The following is a 26463-nucleotide window of genomic DNA, read 5'->3' as shown; positions in this document are numbered from 1 at the left end:
CAGAAGCCGCCGTCCGGCCTCAGTTGGCCATCCGGCGCTCCTTGACGGGCCGCCAGCGCTCCGTGAAGCGGCTGTACGCCTCACGCGCCACGCTCTCGTCCCCCGCCCGCAGCGCGGCGATCCCCTCGGCCACGTCGGCCGCCGAACGGTCGGCCTCCAGGCTCCTGGGCGCCACCGCGTGCACGAGGCCGCCGTAGTCCAGCTCGACCAGCGAACGCGGATGGAACTCCTCCAGCCACCGCCCGACGTCCACCAGGCCCTCGGTCAGCGGCCCCTCGCCGATGTGCTCCCGCAGCGTCCGCAGGGCCCGCGCCAGGCGCCGCCGCGCCTGGACCATCGGGGTGCGGTAGCGCAGCACGGGCGCGCTCGCGCCCTTACTCGGTGCATACTCGCGCTCTTCGTCCGAAAAGACCGTGAACCAGGTCACAGGGATGTGCCAAACACTGGTCAAGATCCAGGGCCGGGCATCGGGGTTGCGCTCCCGCCAGCGCGCGTAGTCCGCCTCCGCCTCCCGGCGCACCACCGCGGGCAGCAGCGCGTCCAGGACGGGCTCGGGGAACTGGCCCGCGAGGCCTTCGAGCGCCTGCCACCCGCGCAGCCGGGTCCGCCAGGGGCAGACGCACACCACGCCGTCCGCCTCCGCCACGAACGCCTCGCCGCTCTCGTGCACCGGCACCGCGACCGGCGGGACGGCCACCAAGTCGGCCAGCGCGCGCCGGAGTTCGTCCTGGGCGTCGGGAGTTCGTCCGCTCTCCGCGTAGCGCGTCCAGTGGCCGCGTTCGGGCTCGGGAAAGGCGGCAAGGGGCTCGTACACCCGCAGGTAGGACGCGTACGGAACGATCACAGAGGACACCACCGCCATGACCCGCATCGTCCCACGGGCGCCCGCCCGGGTCGTCCTCGCGGGGGTGATCCTCGGCACTGGGCCTGATCTACGGGCGCGTAGGACTTACCCTGCTCCCGAACCAGGCCCGCCCCACCCTCAGGCGGGCCGCCAACCGCCGCTTCGTACTTGGGAGTCACCACCGTGACCGATGTGACCGGAGCCGATGACGTACTGCACACCCTCTTCCGCTCCGACCAGGGCGGACATGAGCAGGTCGTGCTCTGCCAGGACCGAGCCACCGGGCTCAGGGCCGTCATCGCCATCCACTCCACCGCCCTGGGCCCCGCCCTGGGCGGAACGCGCTTCTACCCGTACGCCACCGAGGCCGAGGCCGTCGCCGACGCCCTCAACCTGTCGCGCGGCATGTCGTACAAGAACGCCATGGCCGGGCTCGACCACGGCGGCGGCAAGGCCGTGATCATCGGTGACCCCGAGACGATCAAGACGGAAGAGCTCCTGCTCGCCTACGGCCGGTGCGTGGCCTCGCTCGGCGGGCGCTACGTGACGGCCTGCGACGTCGGCACGTACGTCGCCGACATGGACGTCGTGGCGCGCACCTGCCAGTGGACCACCGGCCGCTCCCCCGAGAACGGCGGCGCGGGCGACTCGTCCGTGCTGACCGCCTACGGCGTCTTCCAGGGCATGCGGGCCTCGGCCCAGCACCTGTGGGGCGACCCGTCGCTGCGCGACCGCAAGGTCGGCGTCGCGGGCGTGGGCAAGGTCGGCCGGCACCTCGTCGGGCACCTGCTCGCGGACGGCGCCGAGGTCGTGATCACGGACGTGCGCGAGGAGTCGGTGCGCGCCCTCACCGAGCTGCACTCCGAGGTGGCGTTGGCGGTCGCCGCCGACACAGACGCGCTGATCCGTACCGCAGGGCTCGACATCTACGCGCCCTGCGCCCTCGGCGGCGCGCTCAGCGACGAGACCGTGCCGGTGCTCACCGCGAAGGTGGTGTGCGGCGCGGCCAACAACCAGCTCGCGCACCCCGGCGTGGAGAAGGACCTCGCGGACCGCTCGGTCCTGTACGCGCCCGACTACGTGGTGAACGCCGGCGGCGTGATCCAGGTCGCCGACGAGCTCCACGGCTTCGACTTCGACCGGTGCAAGGCCAAGGCGTCGAAGATCTTCGACACCACGCTGGCCATATTCGCTCGTGCGAAGGAAGACGGTATTCCGCCGGCTGCCGCGGCCGACCGGATCGCCGAGCAGCGCATGGCGGAGGCACGTCAACACTGAGCCTTCCCCGTGCCCGCCGGCCGCGCTGAGAGACAAGACTCACGCCGGTCGGCGGGTCGGGCGCCGAGAAGAGGTTAAAATCGCGGTTGACCAGCGAGGACAGCGTGCTTTGTTGGTTCTGCCAAGTGGCGCTTCATGCGGGCGGCGTACCGTATGGCCACGGAAGCAGGTACCGTTGAAGCTCTACGGACGCGGTCTCTCCACGGAGAGCCCGTTCCGGATCATGAACGCGTGTCAAGACTCTGGGGCCGTCGAGCCCCGTCACCGAGGGGGTCGAGCCATGGGGCGCGGCCGGGCAAAGGCCAAGCAGACGAAGGTCGCCCGCCAGCTGAAGTACAGCAGCGGCGGGACTGACCTGTCGCGTCTGGCCAACGAGCTGGGCGCATCTACTCCTCGCCCGACAGTGAGCCAACCGCCGAACGCGGAGCCACTGGAGGACGAGGAGGACGACGACCCGTACGCCCGCTATGCGGAGCTGTACGGGAATGACGACGAGGACGAGGACGAAGAGTCCGGCCCGTCGTCGCAGCGCCGCGGCGCTTGACTTCGCTGATCCCGCTTTCGCAGCACCGTAGGTTGTCGCTGCTCTGAGCACACCGACCCGGTCCGGGGCCTTCGCCCCTGACCGGGTTTCGTGCTGCCGTCGTATGCGTGCTGCCGTCGTGACGGTGGACAGAACCCGTCCGGGCCGCGCCCGGGAACCCCGGCGCGGCCCGGCATGTGCTGCTACTTGGCGTAGTCGCCGGTCAGCTCGGCGCCGTCGCGGTGGTCGCCCCGAGCCAGGATCTCGCCCGCGACCCAGGCGTCCACGCCCCGGTCGGCGAGGGTCTGGAGCGCCACGTCGACCGAGTCGGCCGGCACGACCGCCATCATGCCGACGCCCATGTTGAGCGTCTTCTCCAGTTCGAGCCGCGCCACGTCGCCCGCCTTGCCGACGAGGTCGAAGACCGCGCCCGGCGTCCAGGTCGAGCGGTCGACCGTGGCGTGCAGGTGGTCCGGGATGACCCGGGCCAGGTTGTTGGCAAGACCGCCGCCGGTGATGTGGCTGAAACCGTGCACCTCGGTGGTGCGGGTCAGGGCCAGGCAGTCCAGCGAGTAGATCTTGGTGGGCTCCAGCAGCTCCTCGCCGAGCGTGCGGCCGAACTCCTCGACGTGGCTTTCCAGGGTCATCCCGGCCCGGTCGAAGACCACGTGCCGGACGAGTGAGTACCCGTTCGAGTGAAGACCGGAGGACGCCATGGCGATGACCGCGTCGCCCTCGCGGATCCGGTCGGCGCCGAGCAGCTGGTCGTACTCGACGACACCCGTACCGGCGCCGGCGACATCGAAGTCGTCGGGGCCGAGCAGGCCCGGGTGCTCCGCCGTCTCGCCGCCGACCAGGGCGCAGCCGGCGAGCACACAGCCCTCGGCGATGCCCTTGACGATGGCCGCGACCCGCTCGGGATGGACCTTGCCCACACAGATGTAGTCGGTCATGAACAGCGGTTCGGCGCCGCAGACGACCAGGTCGTCGACGACCATGCCGACGAGGTCGTGGCCGATGGTGTCGTACACGCCCATCCTGCGGGCGAGGTCCACCTTCGTACCGACGCCGTCGGTGGCGGACGCGAGCAGCGGGCGCTCGTACCTCTTGAGGGCCGAGGCGTCGAAGAGTCCGGCGAATCCGCCGAGGCCGCCCAGGACCTCGGGGCGCTTGGTCTTCTTCACCCACTCCTTCATCAGCTCGACGGCGCGGTCGCCGGCCTCGATGTCGACGCCCGCGGCTGCGTAGCTGGCGCCAGTGCCCGTGTGCGGAGCACGCTGATCAAATTCGGCAGGCATGTGACGGGGAACCTTCGTGTCGTACTGCGGGGTTTTACGGGCGGCGCAGGGCGTCGGCGGCCGCGGTGGCGGCGGGGCCGGAGGCCAGCTCGGACTCCAGGAGCTGCTTGCCGAGCAGCTCGGGGTCGGGGAGCTCCATCGGGTACACGCCGTCGAAGCAGGCGCGGCACAGGTTGTCCTTGGGGATCGTCGTCGCTTCGATCATCGCGTCGGTCGAGATGTACGAGAGCGAGTCGGCGCCCAGGGACGTGCCGATCTCCTCGATGGTCATGCCGTTGGCGATCAGCTCCGCGCGGGTGGCGAAGTCGATGCCGAAGAAGCAGGGCCACTTCACCGGCGGCGACGAGATCCGGATGTGGACCTCGGCGGCGCCCGCCTCGCGGAGCATCTTGACCAGGGCGCGCTGGGTGTTGCCGCGGACGATCGAGTCGTCCACGACCACCAGGCGCTTGCCCCGGATGACCTCCTTCAGCGGGTTCAGCTTGAGCCGGATGCCGAGCTGGCGGATGGTCTGCGAGGGCTGGATGAACGTACGGCCGACGTAGGCGTTCTTGACCAGGCCCGAGCCGTACGGGATGCCACTGGCTTCGGCGTATCCGATCGCGGCGGGGGTGCCGGACTCCGGAGTCGCTATCACCAGGTCGGCCTCGACCGGCGCTTCCTTGGCGAGTTTGCGTCCCATCTCCACCCGGGAGAGGTAGACGTTGCGGCCCGCGATGTCGGTGTCGGGGCGCGCCAGGTAGACGTACTCGAAGACACAGCCCTTGGGCTTCGCATCTGCGAATCGAGAGGTACGCAGGCCGTTCTCGTCGATGGCGACGAGCTCGCCCGGCTCGATCTCGCGGACGAAGCTGGCGCCGCAGATGTCGAGAGCGGCGCTCTCGGACGCGACGACCCAGCCGCGCTCCAGGCGGCCGAGCACCAGCGGGCGGATGCCCTGCGGGTCACGGGCGCAGTACAGCGTCTGCTCGTCCATGAAGACCAGCGAGAAGGCGCCCTGGACCTGGGGGAGGACCTTGGCGGCCGCCTCCTCGACGGTCAGCGGCTTGCCGTCGTCGTCCGTCTGGCCCGCGAGCAGCGCGGTGACCAGGTCGGTGTCGTTGGTGGCGGCGACCTGGGTGGCCCGGCCGTTCTCCTTGGGCAGCTCGGCGACCATCTCCGCGAGCTGCGCGGTGTTCACCAGGTTGCCGTTGTGGCCGAGCGCGATCGAGCCGTGGGCGGTCGCCCGGAACGTCGGCTGCGCGTTCTCCCACACGGAGGCACCGGTGGTCGAGTAGCGGGCGTGACCGACCGCGATATGACCTTGCAGGGAACCGAGTGAGGTCTCGTCGAAGACCTGGGAGACAAGTCCCATGTCCTTGAAGACGAGGATCTGGGAGCCGTTGCTGACCGCGATGCCCGCGGATTCCTGGCCCCGATGTTGGAGGGCGTAGAGCCCGAAGTAAGTGAGCTTCGCGACCTCTTCACCCGGAGCCCAGACACCGAAGACGCCGCAAGCGTCCTGGGGGCCCTTCTCACCGGGGAGCAGGTCGTGGTTGAGTCGTCCGTCACCACGTGGCACGCCACCGAGTGTAGGCGAGATCGACCACTGGTCCGAATTGGGGATACGGACGAGTGCGGGTGGTGGCCCGATTCGTAGGATTCGCGCCTCCGGGCCCGGGGGTGGCCCTGGGTCGGCGCGCCGAGGTGTCCGCGCAGGTGGGCGCCGGTGCGGGTCCGGGGTGCGCGGGGTGCGGGCGGCCGTGCGGGTGGGGCCTCGGGGGTTCCGGGAGTGTGACGGAGTTCGCTCCGCACGCCGGGGTACGTGTGCGCTGCGTGAGCACGCCGGTGCGTTTGGGGGGTGCGGGCCGATCTTCGAGTGCGGGCCGCACGTGGCTGCTCGCGCAGTTCCCCGCGCCCCTGACTACTCGGCGCTGGCCCACACCGGCACCCTCAGCCCGTCATGGGGGTCCCCCCTGGCCTTTAAGGCCTTGGGGGAGTTTGAGGACGAGCGCGTTCAGCGCGAACGGGGTCTGGGGCGGAGCCCCAGGGGGCCCGGCTGCGCGCAGTTCCCCGCGCCCCTGGCGGGGTCGGTGCCGGCCCGCGTCAGCGGCCTCAGCCTGTCATGGGGGTCCCCCCTGGCCTTTAAGGCCTTGGGGGAGTTTGAGTACGAGCGCGTTCAGCGCGAACGGGGTCTGGGGCGGAGCCCCAGGGGGCCCGGCTGCGCGCAGTTCCCCGCGCCCCCGGCGGGGTCGGCGCCGGCCCGCATCAGCGGCCTCAGCCCGTCATGGGGGTCCCCCTGGCCCTTAAGGCCTTGGGGGAGTTTGAGGACGAGCGCGTTCAGCGCGAACGGGGTCTGGGGCGGAGCCCCAGGGGGCCCGGCTGCGCGCGAGTTTCCCGCAGCCCCGGTGGGCTCGTGCCGGCCCGGGTCACGCGAGGACCGGGAGGAACGGGGCCAGGTTCGCTCGTTCGCCGCTCGCGGCGACCCGGTCCCGCGCCTCCCCCCACGCCACCCGCCCCGCCGCGAGGCGGACCCACGTGAGCGGGTCGGTCTCGACGACGTTGGGCGGGGTGCCCCGGGTGTGCCGGGGCCCGGCCACGCACTGCACCACCGCGTACGGCGGGACCCGCACCTCGACCGACCCCCCCGGCGCCGCCACGGCCAGCGCGTCGGCCAGCAGACGGGTGCACGCCGCGAGCGCCTGGCGGTCGTAGGGGACGCCGAGTTGAGGCAGCGCGTCGTTCAAGTCGTCGGTGTGGACGACGAGTTCGACGACCCGGGTGATCAGGGCGTCACCGAAGCTCATCGCGCCGAACCGCGTCGACACGAGCCGCCCGTCCTCCGTGGCGGCGAAGAGCTCGGCGGCCCGGACGGCCCGCTCCTCGAAGAGCGCGTCGAGGTCGGCGACGGAGGCCGCCAACTCCCGTGTACCGTCGGCGATTTGAGCCGCCGCGCCCCGCGTGGCCGACGGCCAGTCGAGCAGCGCGAGCTCCTGCTTGAGCGGCGCGGGCCCGGCCAGACCCCGCTCAAGCGCGCCGAGCGCCATCGTGTGGTGGACGGCGAGCTCACGCACCGTCCAGTCGCCGAGCCGGGTCGGCCGGGCCAGCTGCTCGGGCGTGAGGGTCCGTACGGCGTCGCGTACGTGGGCGAACTGGGCGAGGACGGCGGCCCGGGTCTTCGCCGGGTCGTACCTGCGGGTGCGCTTCTTGGCCGGGGGCATGCGGGCGAGCCTACGCCGGACCCGGGTACCCCTTCAGGCCGTGCTCGACCTGCGCGAACGCCTGCTCGGTCCGCTCGACGGCATCGGCGGCGACCGAGAGCGCGGACTCCCCGGCGAGGATGCGCCGGTGGTGCTCGTTGATCAGCGCGTGGCGGGCCCCGGTGAGCTGGGCCGCGGCCACGGCGGCGAGCATCGCGTCCCCGCCCTCCTCCGCCAGGGCCTGGGCCAGCTCGCGCTCGGCGGCGAGGAAGGCGACCGAGGCGCGCTGGAACAGAACCGGCGTACTCACGACGAGATGGCGGGCCTGGAGCGCGCGGGGGTCGTCGTTCAGTCCGACGGAGGGGTCGCGCGCCTCGATCATCGCGAGGAACTGGCGGCGTACCGCGGCCACCGCCGACTCCCCCGGGGCGCGCTCGCGCACGGCCCGTACGACGTCGCCGACGTGGTTCATCATCGGCGCGATGACCAGGTCTTCCTTGGTGCCGAAGTAGTTGAAGACGGTCATCTTCGACACGTCGGCGGCGGCCGCGATCTCCGCCACCGAGACGTGGTCGAAACCGCGCTCGGTGAACAGATCCAGCGCGGTGCGCCAGATCCGCGTCCCGGTCTCCCGCTTCTTGCGTTCGCGCAGCCCCTCACCGTCCGTCATGGACATCACTGTACCAGGATGAAAATTGTTCCCGGATGAAAGATTGACTCGGTATATAAACTGCTTCATGGTGGTGCCCATGACCACCACCGAAGCCACCACCAAGACCACCCCGTCCCCCGCCGCCGCCCCGCGGATGACCCGGGCCCAGACCCTCATCGGCTTCATCGTCTGCGTCACCACGATCCTGCTGGCCGTGCTCGACATGAACATCGTCTCGGCGGCCACCGTCCCCATCGCCCGCGATCTGGACCCCGCCCACGGCGTCGACAAGATCCCCTGGCTGATCAGCGCCTTCGCACTCGCATCGGCCGCCGCGCTCCCCCTGTACGGCAAGCTCTGCGACAGCCTCGGCGCCAAGAAGGTCCTCGTCGCCTCCCTCGCCGTCTTCCTGCTCGGCTCCGCCCTGTGCGGCGCCGCCCAGTCCATGCCCGAACTGATCGCGGCCCGCGCCCTCCAGGGCCTCGGCGGCGGCGGGCTCATGAGCGTCACGATGGTGGTGCTCGCCCAGCTCGCACCCGTCGGCGGCAGCGGGGCGAGCGGGGCGGGCGGCATCGTCGGTGGGGTCGGCATGGCCGTCGGCCCCTGGATCGGCGGCACCCTCGCCGACCACGCGAACTGGCGCTGGATCTTCTACATCAACCTGCCGCTCGGCCTGGCCGCCCTGGTCGGCGCCGTCCTCGTACTGAAGCTCCCGGTCTCCCCCGTCCGCCACCGCGTCGACTACCTCGGCGCCGCACTCGCCGCCGCCTTCACCAGCACACTGCTCCTGGCGACCAGCTGGGGCGGCAAGCAGCACGCCTGGGACTCGCCGGAGATCATCGGCCTGCTCGTGGCCTGCGTCCTTGCGCTCGCCCTGTTCCTGCGCCGCCAGACCCGCGCCGCGGAGCCCGTCCTGCCGCTCTCGATGTTCAAGGTGCCCCAGCTGCGGTACGGCTTCGCGATCCAGGGCCTGGTCGGCGCCGCCATGATGGGCGCGCTCGTCTACGTCATGGTCTACCTCCAGACCGTGCGCGGCATCGAGCCCGCGGCGGCCGGGCTCTACCTGATCCCCATGGCTCTCGGCATGACCGCCGTCGGCCTGGGCGCCGGGCGGCTGGCCGAGCGGGGCCGGCGTACGAAGACCTTCGTGCTGACCGGCACGATCGCCTCCGCGCTTGGCCTCGCGACGCTCGCCACCCTGGACGCGTCCAGTTCGCTCTGGCTGGTCCGCGCCGCCCTGCTCCTCATGGGCTGCGGGTTCGGCCTGCTCATAGGCCAGCTCATCCCGTACGTCCAAGGGGCCGCCCCCGTCGGCCAGTTGGGCGTCGCCACCACCAGCATCCGGTTCTTCCAGACCCTGGGCAACGCGCTCGGCGCCGCCGTCTTCGGCACGCTGCTCAGCCGGGTCTACGAAGCGAAGGTGCCGGGCGGCTCGACCAGCGCCATCGCCCGGCTGACCGGCGCCGCCCGGGAGCGCGCGACCCACGGCTTCACCGGCGCGATGGACGTGGTCTTCCTCGTGGCGGCCGGCGTCATGGTGGCGGCCGCCGTGCTCGCCGCCCGGCTGCCCGACGACGTCCGGCCCGCCCCCGCCCCCGCCGACGAAGCCGCCGACGAGGCCGAACTGGTCGCCGCCTGAACGCACGTCGGCCCCGCCCCCTCAGCAGGGGTACGGGGCCGACGCGTTGACGCGTACTAGGCCAGGAGCGCCGGGATCGTCGCCTCGTGGGCCGCGCGCAGCTCATCGAGGCCGAGACCGAACTCGCCCTGCACCTCGACACTGTCGCCGTCCACGACACCGATCCGGGTGGCCGGGAGGCCGCGCGCGCCGCACATGTCGGTGAAGCGCAGCTCCTCCGAGCGCGGCACGGACACGACCGCGCGGCCGGCCGACTCGCTGAACAGGAACGTGAAGGCGTCGAGACCGTCCGGCACGACCAGACGCGCACCCTTGCCGCCCTTGAGGCAGGACTCGGTCACCGCCTGGATCAGACCGCCGTCGGACAGATCGTGCGCGGCGTCGATCATGCCGTCGCGCGACCCCGAGATGAGGATCTCGCCCAGCAGCTTCTCGCGGTCCAGGTCCACCTTGGGCGGCAGACCGCCGAGGTGGCCGTGGACGACCTCGGACCACGCCGAGCCGCCGAACTCCTCGCGGGTGTCACCGAGGAGGTAGAGCGGCTGGCCCTCCTCGGTGAAGGCCATCGGGGTGCGCCGGTTCACGTCGTCGATCACGCCGAGCACCGCGACGACGGGGGTCGGGTGGATGGCCGTCTCGCCGGTCTGGTTGTAGAGCGAGACGTTGCCGCCGGTCACCGGGGTGCCGAGCTGGAGGCAGCCGTCCGCGAGGCCGCGGGTTGCCTCGGCGAACTGCCACATCACGTCCGGGTCCTCGGGGGAGCCGAAGTTGAGGCAGTCCGAGATGGCGAGGGGCTTCGCGCCGGTGGCCGCCACGTTGCGGTAGGCCTCGGCGAGCGCGAGCTGGGCGCCGGTGTAGGGGTCGAGCTTGGCGTACCGGCCATTGCCGTCGGTCGCCATGGCCACGCCGAGGTTGGACTCCTCGTCGATGCGGACCATGCCGGCGTCCTCGGGCATCGCGAGCACCGTGTTGCCCTGCACGAAACGGTCGTACTGGTCGGTGATCCACGCCTTGGAGGCCTGGTTCGGGGAGGCCACCAGCTTCAGGAACCTGGTCCTTCAGCTCGGCACCGGAGCGCGGACGGGCCAGCTTGCCCGCGTCGTCGGCCTGGAGCGCGTCCTGCCAGGAGGGACGGGCGAAGGGCCGGTGGTAGACCGGGCCCTCGTGGGCCACCGTGCGCGGCGGCACGTCCACGATTCTCTCGCCGTGCCAGAAGATCTCCAGCTGGGAGCCCTCGGTCACCTCACCGATGACGGTGGCGATGACGTCCCACTTCTCGCAGATCTCCATGAAGCGCTCGACGTGCTGCGGCTCGACGACCGCGCACATGCGTTCCTGCGACTCGCTCATGAGGATTTCCTCGGGCGAGAGGGAGGAGTCGCGCAGCGGTACGGTGTCCAGCTCGACGCGCATGCCGCCGGAACCGGCGCTCGCCAGCTCCGAGGTCGCGCAGGACAGGCCCGCGCCACCGAGGTCCTGGATGCCCGCGACCAGCTTCTCCTTGAAGATCTCCAGGGTGCACTCGATGAGCAGCTTCTCCTGGAAGGGGTCGCCGACCTGGACGGCGGGGCGATTGGCTTGCGCCCCGCCGGGATGGGCAGCCTCGAAGGTCTCCGACGCGAGGACCGAAACGCCGCCGATGCCGTCGCCGCCCGTGCGGGCGCCGTACAGGATGACCTTGTTGCCGGGGCCCGAAGCCTGCGCCAGGTGGATGTCCTCGTGCTTCATCACGCCGATGCAGCCGGCGTTGACCAGCGGGTTGCCCTGGTAGCAGGCGTCGAAGACGACCTCGCCGCCGATGTTGGGCAGACCCAGGCAGTTGCCGTAGCCGCCGATGCCCGCGACGACGCCGGGCAGCACGCGCCGGGTGTCGGGGTGGTCGGCGGCGCCGAAGCGCAGCGGGTCCACGACCGCGACCGGGCGGGCGCCCATGGCGAGGATGTCGCGGACGATGCCGCCGACGCCGGTGGCCGCGCCCTGGTAGGGCTCGATATAGCTGGGGTGGTTGTGCGACTCGACCTTGAAGGTGACCGCGTACCCCTGGCCGACGTCGACGACGCCCGCGTTCTCGCCGATGCCGACCAGCATCGCGTCGTTGGCGGGGACCTTCTCGCCGAACTGCTTCAGGTGGACCTTGCTGCTCTTGTACGAGCAGTGCTCGGACCACATGACGGAGTACATGGCGAGCTCGGCGCCGGTCGGGCGGCGGCCCAGGATCTCCCGGATGCGGGCGTACTCGTCCTCCTTGAGGCCGAGCTCCTTCCAGGGCTGCTCGACGTCCGGGGTCTCGGCGGCGTGCAGAACAGTGTCGAGAGTCATCAGGCGTTGACCAGCTTCTTCAGGATCGAGGTGAAGAATCCGAGGCCGTCGGTACGGCCCGTACCGATCAGCGGCTCCACGGCGTGCTCGGGGTGCGGCATCAGGCCGACGACGTTGCCGGCGGCGTTGGTGATGCCGGCGATGTCACGCAGCGAGCCGTTCGGGTTGGTGTCCAGGTAGCGGAACGCGACCCGGCCCTCGGCCTCCAGCTCGTCGAGCGTGCGCTCGTCCGCGACGTACCGGCCGTCCATGTTCTTGAGCGGGACCTGGATCTCCTGCCCCGCCGTGTAGTCGGCGGTCCAGGCGGTCTCCGCGTTCTCCACCCGCAGCTTCTGCTCGCGGCAGATGAAGTGCAGGTGGTTGTTGCGGAGCATGGCGCCGGGCAGCAGGTGCGACTCGGTGAGGATCTGGAAACCGTTGCAGATGCCGAGGACCGGGAGGCCGGCCTTCGCCTGCTCGATGACCGTCTCCATCACCGGCGAGAACCGGGAGATGGCCCCGGCCCGCAGATAGTCCCCGTAACTGAACCCGCCGGCCAGGACGACCGCGTCGACCTGCTTGAGGTCCTTGTCGCGGTGCCAGAGCGAGACCGGCTCGGCGCCCGCGACGCGCACGGCCCGCAGACTGTCCCGGTCGTCCAGCGTGCCGGGGAAGGTGACGACGCCGATTCGAATGTTACGCAGGCCCGAAGGGCCTTCCGGCAGGGCGGCGGTGGGAGACGGGAGGGCGGTCACTCGGACTGCTCCTCGACCTTGACGGTGAAGTCCTCGATGACGGTGTTGGCGAGGAAGGTCTCGGCCATCTCGTGGATGCGGGCGAGGGCGGCCTCGTCGACCGGCCCCTCGACCTCGAGCTCGAAACGCTTTCCCTGACGTACGTCGCCGATCCCCTCGAAGCCGAGACGGGGCAGTGCGCGCTGCACCGCCTGTCCCTGCGGGTCGAGGATTTCCGGCTTGAGCATGACGTCGACTACGACGCGTGCCACTGGCACTCCCGGTGTGGTGTGGTGCGAAGGCGGTTCCCTCAGAGTACCCGTCCAGAAAATCTACGCGGGTAGATATGATCGGACCCCGATCACGTTCCGGTTTCGGCGACGACAACACGTGGGAAAAATCCCGAGAAAAAGTCTCCGAAGTCATTGCGTGGAGACACGCTGATGCAATTGGCTGGGCTTCACCTTGCAATGGGTGTCGCTGTACAAAGGAATCCCAGCGAAAACGACATTGCTCCATAACAGCCGGAAGGCCGGTATCGCCGCACGTCAGGTACGTGCGAGCGGCGAGACCGTAGGAAGGATCCGATATCCGTGGCTCAGCGCGTAGTGGTCACACTCTCCGATGACATGGACGGCGGAGAAGCGGCGGAAACAGTCACGTTCGGCCTGGACGGAAAGGTCTACGAGATCGATCTCAATCCCGCCAATGCAAAGAAACTGCGCAAGGCGCTCGCGCCTTACGTACTGGCGGGCCGCAAGCAGTCGAAGTCCGGGAAGACCTACCGGCACACCGCGGTCGCCCCCGACCCGGCGGCGGTCCGCGCCTGGGCGCGCTCGCACAAGATGGACGTCCCGGCCAGGGGCCGGATCCCGAAGAAGGTCTACGAGGCGTTCGCCGAGGCGAGCTGACACAGGCTGACACCCCCTGTCCGGGGTGGCCCTGCGGCCGCCCCGGACACCGGAGTTGCACACTCCCCCTGCTGATCAGCTAGAGTCTGGAACACGCCGAGGGGCAAGGCCGAAAGGCCCGGTCCACCGGAGCGTGCGGGTGTAGTTCAGTAGTAGAACACCCCCCTTCCAGGGGGGAGGCGCAGTGTGCAATTCCTGTCACCCGCTCTGCATTGCCTGCCGACGGCCCTTGTGGATCAGGTAGAGTAGTGCTCGCGCCGCCCAGTGAAAGCTGGTCGGAGGCATGCGGACGTGGCTCAGTTGGTAGAGCATCACCTTGCCAAGGTGAGGGTCGCGAGTTCGAATCTCGTCGTCCGCTCAGGAAGCACGTGAGGCCCCGGTTCAATGAACCGGGGCCTTCGTCGTGTGCGTCGCGCGCGCGGACGACGCTGACATTTGTCATGCGCGGCGATGACAGCGCGCACTGCCGCGGCCCCGCCGGCGCGGAACGCTGAACTCATGGCAGGCAGAGCAGGTACAGCAAGTACAGCAGACGCAGCAGATGTGATCGAGGTCGAGGAGCTGCGGCGCACCTACGCCGGCGGTTTCGAGGCCGTCGCCGGGATCTCCTTCTCCGTGGCGCGCGGTGAACTCTTCGCGCTGCTCGGCACCAACGGCGCGGGCAAGACCTCCACCGTCGAACTCCTCGAAGGCCTCGCCCCGCCGAGCGGCGGCCGCGTGCGGGTGCTCGGCCACGACCCGTACACCGAACGGGCCGCCGTGCGCCCCCGTACCGGTGTGATGCTCCAGGAGGGCGGCTTCCCCGCCGAACTCACCGTCGCCGAGACCCTGCGCATGTGGGCGGGGTGCACCAGCGGCGCCCGGCCGGTCGCCGACGCGCTCGAACTCGTGGGCCTCGGCGGGCGCTCGGGCGTCCGGGTCAAACAGCTCTCCGGAGGCGAGAAGCGCCGGCTCGATCTGGCGCTCGCGCTGCTCGCACGGCCCGAAGTGCTCTTCCTGGACGAGCCGACCACCGGTCTCGACGTCGAAGGGCGGCGCGCCACCTGGGAGTTGGTACGGGCGCTGCGCGACGGCGGCACCACCGTGCTCCTGACCACCCACTACCTGGAGGAGGCCGAGGCGCTTGCCGACCGCCTCGCGATCCTGCACGAGGGGCACATCGCGGCGAGCGGGCGGGGCGGGGACGTGGTCGCGGCCCAGCCCTCGCACCTCTCCTTCGACCTGCCCGACGGCTACCACCTGGGCGACCTGCCGCCGCTCGGCCGGCTCGGCGTCACCAGCCACGAGACGGCGGGCCGCACCGTGCGGCTGAAGACCCAGACCCTCCAACTCGCGGCCACCGAGCTGCTGGTGTGGGCCCGGGACAGCGGCGTCGAGCTGCGGGGGCTCGATGTGCGCTCGGCCTCGCTCGAAGAGGCGTTCTTGAAGATCGCGCAGGACCGGCGCGGAGCGAAGGAGACCGTTCGATGAGCACGATCCTTAACGCGGTGGGCAGCCCGGCACGGGCGAAGGAGCGGACGTTTCTCACCACGGCGGACCGCATGAAGGCGCTGGGGCGCGCCGAACTCACCCTGCTCCGCCGCAACAAGGCCGCCCTGTTCACCGTCCTCGTCCTGCCCGCCATGCTCACGTACACGATGCGCTGGACCGTGGCGGGCATCGACCTGAAGCGGACCGGCCTCACCGTGGGCACCGTGCTGCTGCCGGGCTCGGTCGGCTATGTGCTGCTGTTCGCGGTGTATTCGACGCTGGTCGGCGTCTATGTCGTACGGCGTGAAGAGCTCGTCCTGAAGCGGCTGCGGACCGGGGAGCTGCGGGACTGGGAGATCCTGGCCGGCGCGGCGCTGCCCTCGGTGCTCATCGGGCTCGCCCAGTCCGTACTGCTCGCGGCGGGCTGTGCGGCGCTGCTGCACGTGTCCGTGTCCGGCACGGCGTGGCTCGCGGTCGTCGGGCTGCTGCTCGGCATGGGTCTGATGGGCGCGCTCGCCGCGGCGACCGCCGCGTTCACCAGGACCGCCGAGGGCGCGCAGATCGCGGTCATGCCGCTGATGTTCCTGTCGATCGGGGGCTCCGGCATGATCGTGCCGCTGGACGTCCTGCCCGACCGGATCGCCGCCGTGTGCCAGATGCTGCCGCTGTCCCCGGTCATGGGTCTGATCAGGGGCGGCCTGACCGGCGGGGCGGGGGTGGGCGAGGTACTGCGAGACCTGCTCCTCATGGTTGTGTGGACGCTCATAGCGGTGCTGGTCGCGCGGGGGCGCTTCCGCTGGGAGCCGCGGCGCTGAGAAGGGGGGACCGGAGTGTTCGGCCGGATACGGGGATGGCACCAGCGGCACTGGGGGGACCGCAGCCGGGTGGAGCGGGTCGAGTTCCAGAGCCGGCTGCTCTGGTCGGGCGCGACGTGGATCTTCTACCTCAGCTGGGAGGTGCCGTTCGTGCTCCATGGCCTGCGGCACGGGCCCCTGCCGCTCACCCTGGGGGTCGCGGCGCTCGCCCTCGGCGCGGTCCAGGCCCACCAGGGCATCCGGGCCCAGCGCGGCGCACTCGACCATTACCTGGGGCGTGGGGCCGCACCACACCGCCCCCTACGGGTCTCCCTCGCGCTGTGTCTGGCCTCGCTCGCCCTGGCCGCCGGGCTGTACGCGGCGCACGGCCTCCAGGACACCGACGTCGTCCTGGTCGTGGTCTACCTCGTGCTGCCGTTCGGGATGACATACAGCCTGCTCACCAGCCCGCGGGCGTTCCTCGGCCGGTTCGCGCTGCTCACCGCTCCGGCCGTGGGGGTGTTCGCGGTGGCCGGGGTGACGGGCGCACGCCTGCTCGCCCTCGCCCTCGCCGTCGCCCTGTCCGGCCCGTGGATCCTGCTGATGGCACGCTGCGGGGCCTGGACGCTGTCGGTGATGTGGGAGTCCGACCGGGCCCGCGAGACCGAGGCGCGACTCGCCGTCGCCGAGGAGCGGCTGCGGTTCGGGCGCGACCTGCACGACGTGCTGGGCCGCAACCTCGCCGTCATCGCGCTCAAGGCCGAGCTGGCCGTCCAGCTCGCCCAGCGCGGCAGGCCCGAGGCGGTGGCGCAGATGGTGGAGGTGCAGCGCATCGCCCAGGAATCGCAGAGAGAGGTACGGGAAGTGGTACGCGGCTATCGCGAGGCGGACCTGGGCGTGGAGATCGAGGGGGCGCGTGGTGTCCTCGCGGCGGCCGGGATCGGCTGCCGGTACAGCGGGCCCGCCGACGGCCTGGCCGTCGAGGCGCAGTCGGCGCTCGGCTGGGTGGTGCGCGAGGCCACCACCAATGTGCTGCGCCACGGGGACGCGCGCAGCGTGGCCATCACCCTCGCGCTCGCCGAGCACACCGCGACGCTGGTCGTCGAGAACGACGGCGTGCCCGAGCGGCCGGCCGGGACGCCCGGCTCGGGCCTCGCGGGACTCCGCGAGCGGCTGGCCGCGCTCGGCGGCACCCTGGAGGCCGGACCGGCAGGCCAGGGCATGTTCCGGCTGACCGCGGAGGTGCCGCGATGAGCCGCGTGCGGGTGCTGCTCGCCGACGACGAGCATCTGATCCGGGGCGCGCTCGCCGCGCTGCTCGGCCTCGAGGACGACCTGGAGGTGATCGCCGAGGCCGCGTCGGGGCCCGAGGCCCTGGCGATGGCCCGCGCCCACCGGCCCGATGTGGCCGTCCTGGATCTGGAGATGCCGGGCGCGGACGGTGTGACAGTGGCCACAAACCTGCGCGCCGAACTGCCGTCCTGCCGGACCATGATCGTGACCAGTCACGGCCGCCCCGGCCACCTCAAACGGGCCCTGTCGGCGGGGGTGCGGGGGTTTGTGCCGAAGACGGTGAGCGCCCAGCGCCTGGCCGAGATCATCCGGTCCGTCCACGCCGGAAACCGTTATGTGGACCCGGAGTTGGCGGCCGACGCGATCTCCGCCGGGGACTCCCCGCTGACCGCGCGGGAGGCCGAGGTGCTGGGTCTCGCGGCCGACGGGGCGCCCGTCGCGGAGATCGCCCGGCGGGCCGCGCTGTCGCAGGGAACCGTGCGCAACTACCTCTCGTCGGCCGCCGCGAAGCTGGGCGCCGAGAACCGTCATGCGGCGGTGCGTCTCGCCCGCGAGCGCGGTTGGGTATAGTGGTCTCCGCGCCACGGCGCATGCGAACGTAGCTCAGCTGGTAGAGCACCACCTTGCCAAGGTGGATGTCGCGAGTTCGAACCTCGTCGTTCGCTCAGGAAAAGAAGCCCCCGGCCCAGCGGCCGGGGGCTTCTTCGTGCTCACGCCCAGCTGGTGCCGGTGAGCTGCTCGTACGCCTCGACGTACTTGGCGCGCGTCGCGTCCACGACCTCCTGGGGCAGCGGGGGCGGCGGCTGCTCGCTCGCGCGGTCCCAGCCGGAGGCCGGCGAGGTCAGCCAGTCGCGGACGTACTGCTTGTCGTACGAGGGCTGGTCGCGGCCCGGCTGCCAGGTGGCGGCGGGCCAGAAGCGCGAGGAGTCCGGGGTGAGGACTTCGTCGGCGATGACGAGTTCGTCGCCCGCGAAGCCGAACTCGAACTTGGTGTCCGCGAGGATGATGCCCCGCTCACGCGCGACGTCGCGCGCCCGGCTGTAGACGGCGAGGGTGGTCTGGCGCAGCTGAGCGGCGGTCTCCGCGCCGACCTGGCGGGCCACCTCCTCGTAGCTGACGTTCTCGTCGTGGTCCCCGACGGCCGCCTTGGTGGCCGGGGTGAAGATCGGCGCGGGCAGCTCGGAGCCGTTGTCCAGGCCCTCGGGCAGCGCGAGGCCGCACACCGTACGGGCGGCGCGGTACTCGACGAGGCCCGACCCCGCGAGATAGCCACGGGCCACGCACTCCACCGGGACCATCGCCAGCGACTTGCACACCAGGGTGCGGCCCGCCCAGTCGGCGGGGGCGCCGGCCGGGACCTCGCTGGAGATCACATGGTGCGGGACGAGGTCGGCGATCAGGTCGAACCACCACAGCGAGAGCCGGGTCAGCACCCGGCCCTTGTCGGGGATCTCGGTGGGCAGCACCCAGTCGTACGCGGACATCCGGTCGCTGGCGACCATGACCAGGTCGCCGGCCTCGTTCTGATAGAGGTCACGCACCTTGCCCGTGTGCAGGTGGGTGAGGCCCGGAACCTGAAGCGGCTCGGGCTTTTCTACGAATCCGGACACGGTTCCTCCGCGTAGGTTGATCCAGGAACGGTCCGATTCTCTCCCATGAGGGCGGGTCGCCTGGTCACCGGGTCGGGGAGCGCGGCGGGGGGCGACCGTGCGGGGGCGCCCGGCTCAGTCCCGCTTGCAGATGCGGTCGAGCAGGTTGGCCGTGGCGCGCTGGATACGGGGGTCCACATGTCCGGGCCGGTCGAGCGCGGGCGACCAGGCGAAGGTGCCCGAGGCGAAGACGAGCGCGCCCGAGGGCGCCCGGTACAGGGACGTCTCCTGGTGGCGGGTGTGCTGCTCGCTGTCCTGGTAGGGGGAGTGGGCGAGCAGGATGCGGTCCTGGTGCTCGGGCAGGGCGGTGCGCGGATAGTAGCGGTCCGCCTCGCCCGCGACCAGGCCCTCGATCTCGTCGCCGTCACCCGCGCCGGTCGCCTCCCACAGCCAGTGACGCGCGTTGCGTACGACCAGGGGGTGCGGCTCGGGGACGCGGCCGGCGTACTGGATGCCGAGCAGCTGCTGCTCGGGCCTCGCGACCTCGCGCCACAGGGCGGGGCGGCCGGGCCCGCGCCGTTTTCGGCAGGTCAGCAGGCGGTCCGGCACGCCGGACGGCGAAGGGCCCAACTCCACTTGCCAGTAGAGGGTGTTGGCGGAGAGGAAGACGAGCGAGGTGCCGCCGTCGCGGGCCAGCTCGACGGCGCGGCGCATGGGGGCCGACCAGTACTCGTCGTGGCCCGGGAAGACCAGGCCCCGGTAGCGGGTGGTGTCGACCCGGCCCGCGTGCAGGTCGCGGGCGTCGGCGTAGGCGAGGTCGTAGCCGTAGCGCTCGGCCCAGCGGATGAAGTCGTAGGCGTGGCCGACGTGCAGGGGCAGACCCGCGCCCGCGTACGGCCGGTCGAAGGAGACGGTGATCGCCGCGTCCTCCTCGCCGAGCAGCCGGCCCTCCTCGTCCCAGGCGTGGTAGAGGCTGGCGCCGGTGCGGCCGTCCTCGGGATAGAGGTTGTACGCCTGCCAGGTGATGTCGGGCAGCAGCAGGAGCAGATCGGCGGGGTGGTCGTCGCGGACGGTGAACGGGATGTGCGAGCGGTAGCCGTCGGCGGTGGTCAGCACGGCGACGTGGGCGCCGATCGAGGCGTGCGCGGGGACCTGGTAGCGCCAGGACTGCCACCAGTGGTGGCACGAGACGGTCCGGTCGGCGGTCAGCGGGGGCGGCTGGACGATGCCGGAGAGGCGGGGGCTGGTGGCGATCTTGGCCGCGCCGTCGCCGCCGTAGTGGCCGATCCGGTAGACGTCGACGGTGAACTGCTGGGGCGGGTCCACCGTGATGTGGAAGTCGATGGCCTCGCCGGGCGCGACGGCCCCGCTGGAGGCGAACCCCTTGATCTGCCGGCGTACGTCGTCGGCGGTGCGGGGGCCGGGGACGCGGGGGGCGCGTTTGGTTTGACTGGTGCCGCTGGTGCCGCTGGTGCCGCTGGTGCCGTGCTGGACCGCGGCGTGGTCGACGTACCAGGGCACCACGTGTCCGGTGTCGTCGAAGTACGTCTCGCTGCCGCGCAACCAGGGCAGCGGGCCCTGCCCGAAGGGGTCCGAGACGGCGTGTGCGAGGGCACCCGATTCCCAGCGCCGGATGTGCTCCGACCGTTCCACCCCCATGCCGCTTCCCTCCCTCGTTCCCGCGACCTCGTTCCCGCGACGCCGGTGATGCGGGCGTGGTGTGCCGCCGTCTGTCAGCTATCGGTCCCCAGCACATCACATAACGCACGCGGTCCGTCACCGTTCGTCGCGAATTGACGTGAAGGGGAACGTTGCATTCCGGGTACCCCCGGACGAACCCGACGCCGGGGGCCCGGCGTTGAGGCCCGGGTTATGCCGTCCCGGGGCGCCTTCCGGGTGCGGGGCGGTGGAGGTGGGTGCGGTTCGGATGTGGCGTAGGTGCGGCCCGGATGTGGCTGGGCGCGCAGTTCCCCGCGCCCCTGGCAGGGTCGGCGCGGGCTCACGTGGGCAACCCGGGGCAGGGCTCATGCCGGCCCAGCCAGGCAACCTCAGCCCGTCATGGGGGTCCCCTGGCCCTTAAAGGCCTTGGGGGAGATTGAGGACGAGCGCGTTTAGCGCGAACGGGGGCTGGGGCGGAGCCCCGGGGGTTGGGGGGTGGCCGGGTCAGACCAGGCGGATCGGTTTTTCGGGGCGGATACCCAGCGCGGCCAACCAGCCCCGCAGGGCCCCCGCATCGCCGTCCTCGATCAACGTCAGAACCGGCGCGGCCAGATCCGAACGGCGCACCTCGTCGACAAGGAGGGACGGCCCATCGAGCCAGTCCAGCCCCGGCACCGCACCCCCCGTGTCGATCGCCGCACAGCACACCATCGCCGTGACATGGTCGGCCAGCAACTCCCGCCCCGTGCGCGGCGGTTGGAGCGGAAAGAGCGGCACCTCGTCGCAGGACCGGGCCTCGGGGCCCGGCGCGGGCGGCACGATCGCGGCCTCCTCGCCGGCCACCTCCGCCGCGATACCCGCCGCCAGCCGGTCGGCGGCCTCGTCCCCCGGCGTGGCCAGGTGGTCGATGACACGGGCGAGCGTGGGCGCCCCGGGCCGCGTGCCGTGCCGCTCGCCGAACCCGTCGAGCACCCGGTGCAGCCGGGCCGCCTCGGTACGCCACTTGCGGTCGACGACCTCCTCCGGATACGCCGCCCAGTCCACCGGCGCCCAGTCGGGACCGGTCTCGGCGGGACCGCCGTGGAACAGCCGGGCGGCGAGCAGCGAGGCCGCCTCGTCGGCGATGCCCGGCTCCTCCAGGAGGTCACAGGCCGGCCGCTCGCCGAGCCGGGAGGCGAACCCCTCGGCCAGCCGGTCGCGCCGGGACAGCTCGGTCAGCGCCGAGACCACCCCCGCGTCGAGCCGCGAGGGCCAGCGGCCCATCCGCCAGGCGGGCAGCGCGACCCGGGTCAGCAGCCGGTCCCAGCCCGCGTAGGCGAGACCGACCTGCTCCTGGGCGACGATCCGTACCCCGTAGTCCACCGCCTGCGCGCGCTCGGACGCCGCAGCGGCGACCCCGCGCTCCATCTCCCCGGCGTGCGCCCGGCACCCGCGCAGGAGCACCCGGGCGATCCGGCCGGTGCAGCCGAGCGCGAACCGCCGCACCGGGCCGAGGCCGGGCTTGGTGGCGACACCGACCGCCGCGTCCAGACCCCGTACGAAGCGCCGCGCCGCGGCTATGTCGGGCTGCGCGGACGGCCCCGTACCGGCGACGACGGGCGCGAGGATGGCGCGCAGCTCGCCTACCCGCATCCACCACATGAAGGGCGAGCCGATGACCAGGACCGGCGCGACGGACGCCCGCCGGGCGCGGGCCTCGGCGCCGCCCCGTATGAGGCGGGCGGACAGCGCCTCGCGCCCGGCCGCGCGGTGCGCCGGATGCGTACGGTCCTCGAGCCAGCTGTCGCAGTCCGGGGTGAGGGCTATCGCGGAGGGCGGGGGCACATCGAGCCGTTCCGCCAGGTCTCTGACCAGGCGGTACAGATCCGGGGCGGCCGATTCCGCGAGGTCGACCGTCGGCGACAGGGCCGGCCTCGCCCGTACGACCACGGCCGCCACGGCCGCCGCGATCAGCAGCGCGGTCAGCGCGACGGCGATGACCGCCCAGCGCGCGGTTTCCCAGCCAGGCCCGTCGACACGGCCCTGCGCGACGGCCACGGACAGCACGACGGCGACGGCCGCCGGCACCAGGGCCACGGCCAGCGCCCTGCTGCGGACCCGCAGCACGGCGAGAGCCCGCGAACGCGCGTGCTGCGCGCCCGCCTCACCACTCATCCCGGTACCGGACACGACCGGACTTCACCCCCTCTGCCCTGCGGCGGCGTTGCTCATGCCCCCACTGTGGCACCCGCCACTGACATCGCAATGCCGGTGGGCCAAGTGCCGGAACGCCTGCGCCGCACCCTAGTTGGGCCTTCCACAGGAGTCATCCGGATGGGCCACCCGTCACTCGATGGAATGGCTTTGGGCAAAGGTGCGGTTGTTCCGGGCCGGGCCGTCCAGGCGTCCGGGGGCGCCGCCGCCCCACGCCGCGGGGCCCCGGCGCGATACCGGGGCCCCACGCATGTGGCGCGTACGTGGCGCTGAGATGGCGAAGTTCAGCCGTGTGCGCCGGCCGCCTTGCGGGCGATGTCGGTGCGGTGCTGCGAGCCGTCGAGCCGGATCCGGCCGACCGCCGCGTACGCCCGCTCCCGGGCCTGCGTCAGGTCCGCGCCGGTCGCGGTGACCGACAGGACCCGGCCGCCCGCGCTCACGACCGCGTCGCCGTCCCGCCGGGTCCCGGCATGCAGAACGTACGCCGTGGGCTCATCCTGCGCGGCGACCTCGGCAAGCCCCTCGATGGGGTCACCGGTGCGGGGCGCGGCGGGGTAGTCGCGCGCGGCGATGACCACGGTCACCGCCGCGTCGTCGCGCCAGGCCAGCGGGGGCTGCGCGTCGAGGGTGCCGTTGGCCGAGTGGAGCAGGACACCCGCGAGCGGCGTCCTGAGACGGGCGAGCACGACCTGCGTCTCGGGGTCGCCGAAGCGCGCGTTGAACTCGATGACCCGTACCCCGCGCGACGTGATCGCCAGGCCCGCGTACAGCAGACCGGAGAACGGCGTGCCGCGACGGCGCAGTTCGTCGACGGTCGGCTGGAGCACGCTCGCCATGACCTCGTCGACGAGCTTGGGGTCGGCCCAAGGAAGCGGTGAATAGGCGCCCATGCCACCGGTGTTGGGGCCCTCGTCGCCGTCGAGCGCGCGCTTGAAGTCCTGCGCGGGCTGGAGCGGCAGGACGGTGACGCCGTCGGTGATCGCGAAGAGCGAGACCTCGGGGCCGTCGAGGAATTCCTCGATGACGACGCGCTCGCAGGCCAGCGCGTGCTCGCGGGCGGCGGCGAGGTCGTCGGTCACCACGACGCCCTTGCCGGCGGCGAGGCCGTCGTCCTTCACCACGTACGGAGCGCCGAACGCGTCGAGCGCGTGGTCGATCTCCTCGGGAGTGGTGCAGAGGTAGGAGCGGGCGGTCGGCACGTTGGCGGCCGCCATGACGTCCTTGGCGAAGGCCTTGGAGCCCTCAAGCCGCGCGGCCTCACGCGAGGGACCGAAGCAGGGGATGCCCTCGGCCCGTACGGCGTCGGCGACCCCGGCGACGAGCGGGGCCTCGGGCCCGACCACGACCAGCTCGCTGCCGAGCGCGACGGCGAGGCGGGCGACCGCGTCCCCGTCCAGCTGGTCCACGGGGTGGAGTTCGGCGACCTCCGCGATCCCGGCGTTGCCGGGGGCGCAGTGCAGCGCCGTCACGTCGGGGTCGAGGGACAGGGAACGGCACAGGGCGTGCTCGCGGGCACCGCCGCCGATGACAAGGACCTTCACGGCAGTCAGCCTAGCCGTCGGGCCGGCGTGGTCTTTGTGCGGGCCGCCGAGCGGACGCCTACCCCTCGTTCGTATATTCCTCCACCACGGTGGCCCCGAGCTCGCGCACGATCAGGTCGTGGCCGGAGAGCGCGGTGTCCACCAGATCCGGATCGTCGTCCTCCGGAACGTCGTCCTCCAGCCGGACCGGGGGTGGCGGGGGCTCCTCGTGGCCGCCGGGAGCGGAGGCGTGCGCCTGCTGCTGCCGCCCGTGCGGGGACGGCGCCTGGGCCTGCCGGTCCTGCGGGGACGACGCCGACCGTGCCCCGGCGCCGGCGGCGTCCGGACCCTGGGATCCCGGGGAGCCCTGGGGCCGGGTGGGCTGGGCGGAGGGCTGGGCCGGCTGATACTGCGGGGGCGCGGGCGGGGCCGGGGGCCGAGGTCCGCCGCCCCCGAAGTTGGGCGCGGCAGCCGGGGGCTGGGTGCCGCCCGAGGGGTCGATGATCGCCTCGACCTTCCACTGCACCCCGAACCGCTCGGAGAGCACACTGCGCAGCACGTCCTCGCTGCCGCTGCTCGCGAAGTTGTCCCGGGCGCCGGCGTTGATGAAGCCGAGCTGGACGGTGGTGCCGTCGAACCCCGCCACCTGCGCGTTCTGACTGAGCAGGATCCAGGTGAAGCGCCGCTTGTTCTTGACGGCCTCCAGGATGTCCGGCCACATGGCGCGCACCTGCTGGGCGTTGCCCTGACCGGTGGCGGTGGGGGCGGAGGGGGCGGGCCCGGGGGCGGGGGGTGCGGAGGGTGCGGCGCCGGACGGGGCCGAGGGCCAGGCACCGGAACCCGCACCGGAACCCGCGCCGGGGCCGGAGCTCGTGCCGGGGGCGGTCGCACCCGGCCAGGCGCCGGGACGCTGGCCGCCGCTGCCCTGCCCGGGCGCCGCGGCGGAGGGCCAGGCACCGGCGGCGGGCCCGGCCGGGGGCTGAGCGGGCTGGGCAGCCGGGGGCTGAGCGGGTTGGGGTCGGCCGGACGACTGCGGAGACGTCTGAGACGTCTGAGACGTCTGAGGTGACTGAGGTGACTGAGGTGCCGGCGGAGGCGTCTGGGGCGCGGGCGGAACCGGGGAAGCGGCCTGGGCGGGTCCGCCCGGCGCCGAGGCGCTTCCCGCACCCGTGCCCGTGCCCGCTCCCGCACCCCGCACCGCGGCCCGGGCGGCCTCGGGCCCGCCGATCCCATCCGGCGCACCCGTTCCGGCGGGGCCGGTGGGACCGGTGGGTCCGGTGGGTCCGGTGGGTCCGGTGGGTCCGGTGGGACCAACCTGGTGCTGCGGCGCGTGCGCCTCGGGCCCCGGCACGTACCCCAGAGCGGGGCCGCCGCCGGGCACCGCCTGGAACTGGACGGCACCCCGCTCGAGGCGATCGAGCCGGGCCTGGAGCGAGCGCTCGTCGTCGTAGGCGGCGGGCAGCAGCACCCGCGCGCAGATCAATTCGAGCTGGAGCCGGGGCGAGGTGGCACCACGCATCTCGGTGAGCCCGGTGTTGACGAGGTCGGCGGCCCGGCTCAGCTCGGCCGCGCCGAACACGGAGGCCTGCGCCGTCATCCGCTCGACGACGTCGGCCGGAGCGTCGATGAGCCCCTTCTCCCCCGCGTCCGGGACGGCGGCGAGGATCACCAGGTCCCGCAGCCGCTCCAGAAGGTCGGCGACGAAGCGGCGCGGATCGTTGCCGCCCTCGATGACGCGGTCGACGATCTCGAAGGCGGCGGCGCCGTCGCCCGCCGCGAAGGCGTCGACCACCGAGTCGAGCAGGGAGGTGTCGGTGTAGCCGAGCAGGGCGGTGGCCATGGCGTACGTCACACCATCGTCGGCGGCTCCCGCGAGCAGCTGGTCCATGACGGACATCGAGTCACGCACGGATCCGGCGCCGGCGCGCACCACGAGCGGCAGCACGCCGTCCTCGACGGGGATGCCCTCGCGCCCGCAGACCTCCCCCAGGTACTCCCGCAGGGTGCCGGGCGGCACCAGACGGAAGGGGTAGTGGTGCGTGCGCGACCGGATCGTCCCGATGACCTTCTCGGGCTCGGTGGTGGCGAAGATGAACTTCAGGTGCTCCGGCGGCTCCTCGACGACCTTCAGCAGGGCGTTGAAGCCGGCCGAGGTCACCATGTGGGCCTCGTCGATGATGTAGATCTTGTACCGGCTCGACGCGGGCCCGAAGAAGGCCTTCTCGCGCAGCTCACGGGCGTCGTCCACGCCACCGTGCGAAGCCGCGTCGATCTCGATCACGTCGATGGACCCGGGCCCGGTGCGCGCGAGGTCCTGGCAGGACTGGCACTCCCCGCAGGGCGTGGGCGTGGGCCCCTGCTCGCAGTTCAGACAGCGGGCCAGGATGCGGGCGCTGGTCGTCTTGCCACAGCCCCGCGGCCCGCTGAACAGGTACGCGTGGTTGACCCGGTTGTTCCGCAGCGCCTGCTGCAACGGGTCAGTGACATGCTCCTGCCCGATGACCTCGGCGAACGACTCGGGGCGGTAGCGGCGGTACAGCGCAAGGGACGACACGCATACGAGGTTATCGGGGCCCACTGACAACCGGAC

Annotated in this window: 20 protein-coding genes, 3 tRNA genes and 1 pseudogene; 11 read left to right on the top strand and 13 right to left on the bottom strand. The window is 72.1% G+C overall.

What is annotated here, in order from left to right:
• Positions 1-19: 19 nt before the first annotated feature.
• Positions 20-862 carry a DUF8083 family protein gene (locus ABR738_RS21820; protein WP_350231668.1) on the bottom strand — a complete coding sequence of 281 codons (843 nt, stop codon included), beginning with the start codon at positions 860-862 and terminating at the stop codon, positions 20-22.
• Positions 863-1027: 165 nt separating this feature from the next.
• Here ABR738_RS21820 and ABR738_RS21815 point away from each other — a divergent pair, with 165 nt between their 5' ends.
• Positions 1028-2122, top strand: a complete 1095-nt coding sequence (locus tag ABR738_RS21815; RefSeq protein WP_350231667.1) for a Leu/Phe/Val dehydrogenase — start codon at positions 1028-1030, stop codon at positions 2120-2122.
• 280 nt (positions 2123-2402) lie between these two features.
• Complete coding sequence (locus tag ABR738_RS21810) at positions 2403-2666, top strand: DUF3073 domain-containing protein (RefSeq protein WP_350231666.1); 264 nt, start codon at positions 2403-2405, stop codon at positions 2664-2666.
• A 182-nt stretch (positions 2667-2848) separates the two neighbouring features.
• Here ABR738_RS21810 and purM read toward each other — a convergent pair whose 3' ends face one another.
• The 4 genes from purM to ABR738_RS21790 all read right to left on the bottom strand — a co-directional run bounded on the left by purM (position 2849) and on the right by ABR738_RS21790 (position 7792).
• Entirely contained in the window at positions 2849-3943 is a 1095-nt protein-coding gene (gene purM / locus ABR738_RS21805; RefSeq protein WP_350231665.1) for a phosphoribosylformylglycinamidine cyclo-ligase, read from the bottom strand.
• Positions 3944-3977: 34 nt separating this feature from the next.
• On the bottom strand, positions 3978-5504 hold the full coding sequence (gene purF, locus ABR738_RS21800; protein WP_350231664.1) for an amidophosphoribosyltransferase: 1527 nt from the start codon (positions 5502-5504) through the stop codon (positions 3978-3980).
• A gap of 847 nt (positions 5505-6351) precedes the next feature.
• Positions 6352-7143 carry a maleylpyruvate isomerase family mycothiol-dependent enzyme gene (locus ABR738_RS21795; protein WP_350231663.1) on the bottom strand — a complete coding sequence of 264 codons (792 nt, stop codon included), beginning with the start codon at positions 7141-7143 and terminating at the stop codon, positions 6352-6354.
• A 10-nt stretch (positions 7144-7153) separates the two neighbouring features.
• The gene (locus ABR738_RS21790; RefSeq protein WP_350231662.1) at positions 7154-7792 is read right to left on the bottom strand and encodes a TetR/AcrR family transcriptional regulator; all 639 of its coding nucleotides are present in this window, start codon (positions 7790-7792) and stop codon (positions 7154-7156) included.
• Positions 7793-7871: 79 nt separating this feature from the next.
• Between ABR738_RS21790 and ABR738_RS21785 the strand changes: the two genes are divergently transcribed.
• Positions 7872-9413: an MFS transporter gene (locus tag ABR738_RS21785; RefSeq protein WP_502964122.1), complete on the top strand. Its 1542-nt coding sequence runs from the start codon at positions 7872-7874 to the stop codon at positions 9411-9413.
• A gap of 56 nt (positions 9414-9469) precedes the next feature.
• Here ABR738_RS21785 and purL read toward each other — a convergent pair.
• From purL to purS, 3 genes and pseudogenes are all read right to left on the bottom strand, one after another.
• Positions 9470-11732: pseudogene (gene purL, locus ABR738_RS21780) on the bottom strand (phosphoribosylformylglycinamidine synthase subunit PurL).
• On the bottom strand, positions 11732-12406 hold the full coding sequence (gene purQ, locus ABR738_RS21775) for a phosphoribosylformylglycinamidine synthase subunit PurQ (RefSeq protein ID WP_350234676.1): 675 nt from the start codon (positions 12404-12406) through the stop codon (positions 11732-11734). The pseudogene purL and the gene purQ overlap by 1 nt, the downstream one beginning before the upstream one ends.
• A 56-nt stretch (positions 12407-12462) precedes the next feature.
• On the bottom strand, positions 12463-12717 hold the full coding sequence (purS, locus tag ABR738_RS21770) for a phosphoribosylformylglycinamidine synthase subunit PurS (protein ID WP_350231661.1): 255 nt from the start codon (positions 12715-12717) through the stop codon (positions 12463-12465).
• A gap of 321 nt (positions 12718-13038) precedes the next feature.
• Here purS and ABR738_RS21765 point away from each other — a divergent pair, with 321 nt between their 5' ends.
• The 8 genes from ABR738_RS21765 (at position 13039) to ABR738_RS21730 (ending at position 17577) form a co-directional block, all read left to right on the top strand.
• Entirely contained in the window at positions 13039-13356 is a 318-nt protein-coding gene (locus tag ABR738_RS21765) for a histone-like nucleoid-structuring protein Lsr2 (RefSeq protein WP_350231660.1), read from the top strand.
• Positions 13357-13491: 135 nt separating this feature from the next.
• Positions 13492-13563 (top strand) — tRNA-Gly (locus ABR738_RS21760).
• 78 nt (positions 13564-13641) lie between these two features.
• Positions 13642-13714 (top strand) — tRNA-Gly (locus ABR738_RS21755).
• A gap of 140 nt (positions 13715-13854) precedes the next feature.
• Positions 13855-14826, top strand: coding sequence for an ABC transporter ATP-binding protein (locus tag ABR738_RS21750; protein WP_350231659.1), 972 nt, complete (start codon positions 13855-13857; stop codon positions 14824-14826).
• Complete coding sequence (locus tag ABR738_RS21745; RefSeq protein WP_350231658.1) at positions 14823-15641, top strand: ABC transporter permease; 819 nt, start codon at positions 14823-14825, stop codon at positions 15639-15641. Before ABR738_RS21750 ends, ABR738_RS21745 begins: the two co-directional genes overlap by 4 nt.
• 15 nt (positions 15642-15656) lie before the next feature.
• Positions 15657-16874 carry a sensor histidine kinase gene (locus ABR738_RS21740; protein WP_350231657.1) on the top strand — a complete coding sequence of 406 codons (1218 nt, stop codon included), beginning with the start codon at positions 15657-15659 and terminating at the stop codon, positions 16872-16874.
• Positions 16871-17482, top strand: a complete 612-nt coding sequence (locus ABR738_RS21735; protein WP_350231656.1) for a response regulator — start codon at positions 16871-16873, stop codon at positions 17480-17482. The genes ABR738_RS21740 and ABR738_RS21735 overlap by 4 nt, the downstream gene beginning before the upstream one ends.
• 22 nt (positions 17483-17504) lie before the next feature.
• Positions 17505-17577: transfer RNA gene (locus ABR738_RS21730), tRNA-Gly, on the top strand.
• Positions 17578-17622: 45 nt separating this feature from the next.
• Here ABR738_RS21730 and ABR738_RS21725 read toward each other — a convergent pair.
• From ABR738_RS21725 to ABR738_RS21705, 5 genes are all read right to left on the bottom strand, one after another.
• Positions 17623-18522, bottom strand: a complete 900-nt coding sequence (locus tag ABR738_RS21725) for a phosphoribosylaminoimidazolesuccinocarboxamide synthase (protein ID WP_350231655.1) — start codon at positions 18520-18522, stop codon at positions 17623-17625.
• Between the two features lie 114 nt (positions 18523-18636).
• The gene (locus ABR738_RS21720) at positions 18637-20160 is read right to left on the bottom strand and encodes a N,N-dimethylformamidase beta subunit family domain-containing protein (RefSeq protein WP_350231654.1); all 1524 of its coding nucleotides are present in this window, start codon (positions 20158-20160) and stop codon (positions 18637-18639) included.
• 504 nt (positions 20161-20664) lie between these two features.
• Positions 20665-22329 (bottom strand): M48 family metalloprotease, encoded by a 1665-nt coding sequence (locus tag ABR738_RS21715; protein ID WP_502964121.1) that lies wholly within the window; start codon positions 22327-22329, stop codon positions 20665-20667.
• 308 nt (positions 22330-22637) lie between these two features.
• Complete coding sequence (gene purD / locus ABR738_RS21710; protein ID WP_350231653.1) at positions 22638-23894, bottom strand: phosphoribosylamine--glycine ligase; 1257 nt, start codon at positions 23892-23894, stop codon at positions 22638-22640.
• 58 nt (positions 23895-23952) lie between these two features.
• Positions 23953-26427, bottom strand: a complete 2475-nt coding sequence (locus ABR738_RS21705) for a DNA polymerase III subunit gamma and tau (RefSeq protein WP_350231652.1) — start codon at positions 26425-26427, stop codon at positions 23953-23955.
• Positions 26428-26463 lie beyond the last annotated feature (36 nt).

This window comes from Streptomyces sp. Edi4, from assembly GCF_040253615.1.
Classification (GTDB): domain Bacteria; phylum Actinomycetota; class Actinomycetes; order Streptomycetales; family Streptomycetaceae; genus Streptomyces.
Note: the sequence above shows the minus strand (reverse complement) of the source record. Positions and strands in the feature narration are given on the sequence as shown.

Coding starts and splice junctions, on each gene's coding strand:
- ABR738_RS21820 (WP_350231668.1), bottom strand. CDS start 862: ATGGCGGTGGTGTCCTCTGTGATCGTTCCGTACGCGTCCTACCTGCGG.
- ABR738_RS21810 (WP_350231666.1), top strand. CDS start 2,403: ATGGGGCGCGGCCGGGCAAAGGCCAAGCAGACGAAGGTCGCCCGCCAG.
- purM (WP_350231665.1), bottom strand. CDS start 3,943: ATGCCTGCCGAATTTGATCAGCGTGCTCCGCACACGGGCACTGGCGCC.
- ABR738_RS21795 (WP_350231663.1), bottom strand. CDS start 7,143: ATGCCCCCGGCCAAGAAGCGCACCCGCAGGTACGACCCGGCGAAGACC.
- ABR738_RS21790 (WP_350231662.1), bottom strand. CDS start 7,792: ATGACGGACGGTGAGGGGCTGCGCGAACGCAAGAAGCGGGAGACCGGG.
- ABR738_RS21785 (WP_502964122.1), top strand. CDS start 7,872: ATGACCACCACCGAAGCCACCACCAAGACCACCCCGTCCCCCGCCGCC.
- ABR738_RS21750 (WP_350231659.1), top strand. CDS start 13,855: ATGGCAGGCAGAGCAGGTACAGCAAGTACAGCAGACGCAGCAGATGTG.
- ABR738_RS21745 (WP_350231658.1), top strand. CDS start 14,823: ATGAGCACGATCCTTAACGCGGTGGGCAGCCCGGCACGGGCGAAGGAG.
- ABR738_RS21735 (WP_350231656.1), top strand. CDS start 16,871: ATGAGCCGCGTGCGGGTGCTGCTCGCCGACGACGAGCATCTGATCCGG.
- ABR738_RS21720 (WP_350231654.1), bottom strand. CDS start 20,160: ATGGGGGTGGAACGGTCGGAGCACATCCGGCGCTGGGAATCGGGTGCC.